Genomic DNA, 3,990 nt, shown 5'->3' on the forward strand with positions numbered 1-3,990 from the left:
CCCCACGACCGAGCAGCAGCCGGTCGTCTGGATCGACGACCGACATGATGACGGCGGGGTCGGTGCGTGGGTAGTGCTCGCTGCCCTCCCGTTCGCACCGCCGCACCCAGCCCGCCTGGGCGGGTTCGGTGGGGGCCCCGCAGCGCGGGCAGAAGCGGTGCGTGGCATGCCAGTTGGCGAGGGCCAGGGCGGTCGTGAACACCCCGGCGTCACGCGGCGTGAGGGCTTCCCCGGCCTGCCGCAGCGTGAGCCAGCCGTCGGCCGCCGGGTCGCTCGCGCCGTCCGCCGGATCGCCGCCGGCGTCCCGTGTCACGACGCCGACGTATGCCGTGCCGTCCCCGTCGCGCCCCAGGTGCAGTCCCAGCCTGGCATGGTCCGCGGCCTCGGGCGCGCGGAGCGCGAGCCGGAGGAGGTCGTCGACGGGACCGCCGTCGCGCGACGGCGCCACCCGCATCCGGTCGCCCCGGATCTCGGCGACCCGGGTGCGCGGGTCGCCGAGCAGCTCGGTGAGGATCTCGGGACGACGACGCTCGAGCGCCACCCGGCCCAGTGAGCTGCGCGAGAGCGCCAGATCGGCCAGGGTCTCGTCGGTCAGTGCCACACGGCCCACCCTAGAGGGCAGGCTCGCGTCACCCTCCCGGGGCCGAGCGCCACAGGGCCGACCGGACGAAGGCGCGCCTCGCCTCCCACGTTGGGCACGTCGTACGACCTACGGTGGTGTCGTGACACGCAGCCCCCTCTTCCTCGCCGCCCTGGCGAGCTCGGCCGTGCCGGGCCTCGATCCGGTGACGGTGGAGGGTGTGCCGGGCGAGCCGGGCGACCTCTTCGAGATCGCCTACGTGCAGGACAGCCATGACCGCCGGTGGGTCATCAAGGCGCCGTGCACGGCCGCCGCAGGGGCCATGCTCGATGACATCTCCGCGCTCTCCGGGCTGATCGGGCGTCGGCTCGACGTGGCCATGCCGATGGTGCGCGGCTTCGCCCCCGTGCCCGAGGGGCGCGCCGCCGTGTACCTGCGCGTCCCCGGCCGCCCGCTGGACTTCGCCGCTCTCGCGCCGGGTCCCCTGACGGTTGAGGTCGGCCGCACGCTCGCCCACATCCACAACGTGGAGCACCTGCTGTTCGAGGAGGCCGGTCGCCCGACGTACGACGCCGAGGCGCACCGGCGACGCCAGCTCTCCGAGCTCGACCGCGCCGCCGCCACCGGGCACGTTCCGACGGGCCTGCTCACCCGCTGGGAGCACGCGCTCGAGGACGTCTCGCTGTGGCGCTTCGCCCCGAGCGCGGTCCACGGCACCTTCACCGGCCAGAACGTCCTCGCGTCGTTCGACGACGACAGCGACTCCGYGACCGGCCACATCCGCGGGGTCCTGGCGTGGGAGGAGAGCCGGGTCGGCGACCCGGCCGACGACTTCGCCGAGCTCGCCAGCGTCGCTCCTCCGGAAACGCTCGACGCCGTCCTCGAGGCCTACGCCGCGTCCCGCATCGAACGCCCCGACGTCCACCTGGTGCGGCGCGCCCGCCTTGCGGCCGAGATGACGCCCCTCCGGACCCTCCTGCACGCCCTCTCCTCGGGACAGCTGGACGTCGTCGAGCGGACCGCCGAGGACCTGCGTGCGCTGGACGCGCGGGTCGAGGCGGACGACCGCCGTCATGCCAAGGTGGACGCCCACCGCAGCGAGCGCACCCGGCACGCCCGTGAGCAAGCCGTGCAGGCACTCGACCGCGACACCCCCGAGCGGCCGGAGCCCGCCTGGGACGCGACCCAGCCTCACGTCCCCTTCCCGATGCTCGGAGAGACACAGGCCATCGGGATGGCTCCGCTCCTCGACGAGTCCCAGGGGCCTGTCGCCGTTGCCGACGCACCCGCCGAGGCGCCGACCGACGCAGCCACCGAGGCGCCCGTGGACGCCCCCGACGCGGACGGCGGGAGCCACGTCCACGACGCACGGCCACAGCACGCGGAGGCCGTCGAGGACTCCCAGCCCGTGCCCGTGGTGGCGGCCGACGCCGATGCATCACCCTTCGAGATCGACGAGGTCGAGGCGCTGCCTGACGAGGCGGACGGAGTCCTCGACCTGCACGAGGGCGCGTCGGACTTCGTCCCCGTCACCTCTGCCGACCGTCCGCACCACGAGAGCAACGGCTGACCCGCACGGTCGCCGCCGCGCACAGGCGGCCGATCGGCTCGGTGCCGCGATCGACCGGGGCTCGGGCCACTCGAGCTGCTTGAGCTACTCGGGGAGGGTGCGGAGGAGATCAACGAGCGCCGCCTCGCCGGGGAGGTCGGGACGGACGGTGACACCCTCCCCCGCGTAGTAGAACGCCGCGTCGACGAGCGACGGGTCGACGTCGCGCAGCCGGGCGAAGGCGACGGCATACGCCCCGAGCTGGAGGGCACGGACGGTGGCGTCTCGCCCGGTGGGCCGCGCGCCGGTCTTCCAGTCGACGACGGTCCACCCGCCGTCGTCGCGGGGGAACACGGCGTCCACGCGACCTCTAACGGCGATGCCGTCGAGGATCGTCTCGATCGACATCTCGATCTCCTCGGGGATGCGATCGGCCCACTCGCTGGCGAGGAAGCGCTCCTTCATGCCGTCGAGGTCGCCGTCGTCGGCAGCCCCCTCGTCGGCGCTGCCGGGCAGGTCGAGCAGGTCGACGAACGCGGCGCGGGAGTAGTGCTCCTCGATCCAGGCGTGGAAGGCGGTGCCCTGGCGGGCGGCGACAGCCGGCGGGCTCGGCATCGGACGGCGGAGGGACATCGCGAAGGCCTCGGCGTCACGGGCCAACGACACGACCGCTGACGCCGAGAGGTGACGTGGGACGTCGACGACGGGCTCACCCCTGGACCGCCGTGCCGCCTGCTCCGCGAGGAGAATGCGCAGGTCATCCACGCGCGGATCGCCTTGCGGCACAGAGGGACCGGCCTCGACCAGCGAGACGATGCGACGGTGGGCATCGAGCAGTCCCGAGCGTCGGGCGCCCATCGGGTCGTGCGGCCACAGCTGCGAGACCGGGACCGCGAGGTGCGGGTTGCTCGGTGCCACCGCCTTGCCCTTGTCATCGACGACGGGCTCGGGCGCGGGAACCCAGACCGTGCGCACGACAGCACCCGGCAGGGAGTCCTCGACTTCGGCCAGGAAGCGGGACGGCACCGACAGCGTCTTCTTCGCGACGCCCCAGAGGTGCGTCGTCAGGAGCATCGAAGAGCGGGCGCGGGTCAGCGCGACGTAGGCGAGGCGACGCTCCTCGGCGACCGCGTGGCGGCCGCCGTCGAGGACGAAGGCGTCGATGGCGGCGCTCAGCGTCTTGCGGTCCGGGACACCCCGCCAGTCGAGGTGTGGCAGCCCGGCGCGGTCCCCGCGCAGGTCGTAGGGCAACGAGTCGAGCCCGATGAGCCACCCCTTGTCCTTGACGTCGCCGGAGCAGGCGTATGCCGTGGGGTCACTGTCGATGACGGGTGCCACTGCCGTCGCGCCGTGGGCGGGGAAGACGCCCTCGACGAGCGTGGGGACGGCGACGACGTCCCACTCGAGCCCCTTGGCGGCGTGGACGGTGAGCACCTGGACGGCGTCCGCGTCGGACTCGGTGTGCCCGGCGTCGAGTCCGCGCTCCTGGTCCCGGGCGGCGTCGAGCCAGCTGAGGAAGCCGGAGAGCGTGGGCCGGTCGGCGGTCGTGGCGTAGCGGGCGGCGACGTCGGCGAAGGCGTCGAGGTGCACCCGCGCGGTGGAGGCCGTGTGCTCGGGACGCGAGAGCACCTCGATGTCGAGACCGATCGCCACCTCGGCCTCGGCGACGAGATCGACGAGCGGCAGCGCGGTGAGGCGGCGCAGGCGCCGCACGACGTCACCGAGGTCATGCAGGCGGCCCAGGGCCTCGTCGCTGATCCGGGCGCCGTCGCGGGCGGTCCACCCGGCACGGGGCAGGTCGTCGAGAGCCTCGACGAGCGTGGCCGTGTCGGCGCTGTCGGCTGCGAGGTCGGAGCCGCGG

At 74.0% G+C, this 3,990-nt stretch carries 3 protein-coding genes; 1 reads left to right on the forward strand and 2 read right to left on the reverse strand.

Annotated features, from left to right (window positions below):
* A partial coding sequence (locus AC1DP0_RS19145; RefSeq protein ID WP_478087574.1) for an NADH pyrophosphatase zinc ribbon domain-containing protein occupies positions 1-601 on the reverse strand: 601 nt, incomplete at its 3' end.
* A gap of 121 nt (positions 602-722) precedes the next feature.
* Between AC1DP0_RS19145 and AC1DP0_RS19150 the strand changes: the two genes are divergently transcribed.
* Positions 723-2,150, forward strand: a complete 1,428-nt coding sequence (locus AC1DP0_RS19150) for a phosphotransferase (protein ID WP_478087576.1) — start codon at positions 723-725, stop codon at positions 2,148-2,150.
* An 84-nt stretch (positions 2,151-2,234) separates the two neighbouring features.
* Here the strand turns inward: AC1DP0_RS19150 and AC1DP0_RS19155 are convergent.
* A partial coding sequence (locus tag AC1DP0_RS19155) for a PD-(D/E)XK nuclease family protein (protein WP_478087578.1) occupies positions 2,235-3,990 on the reverse strand: 1,756 nt, incomplete at its 5' end.

Source organism: Terrabacter sp. P5_B1, from assembly GCF_056400505.1.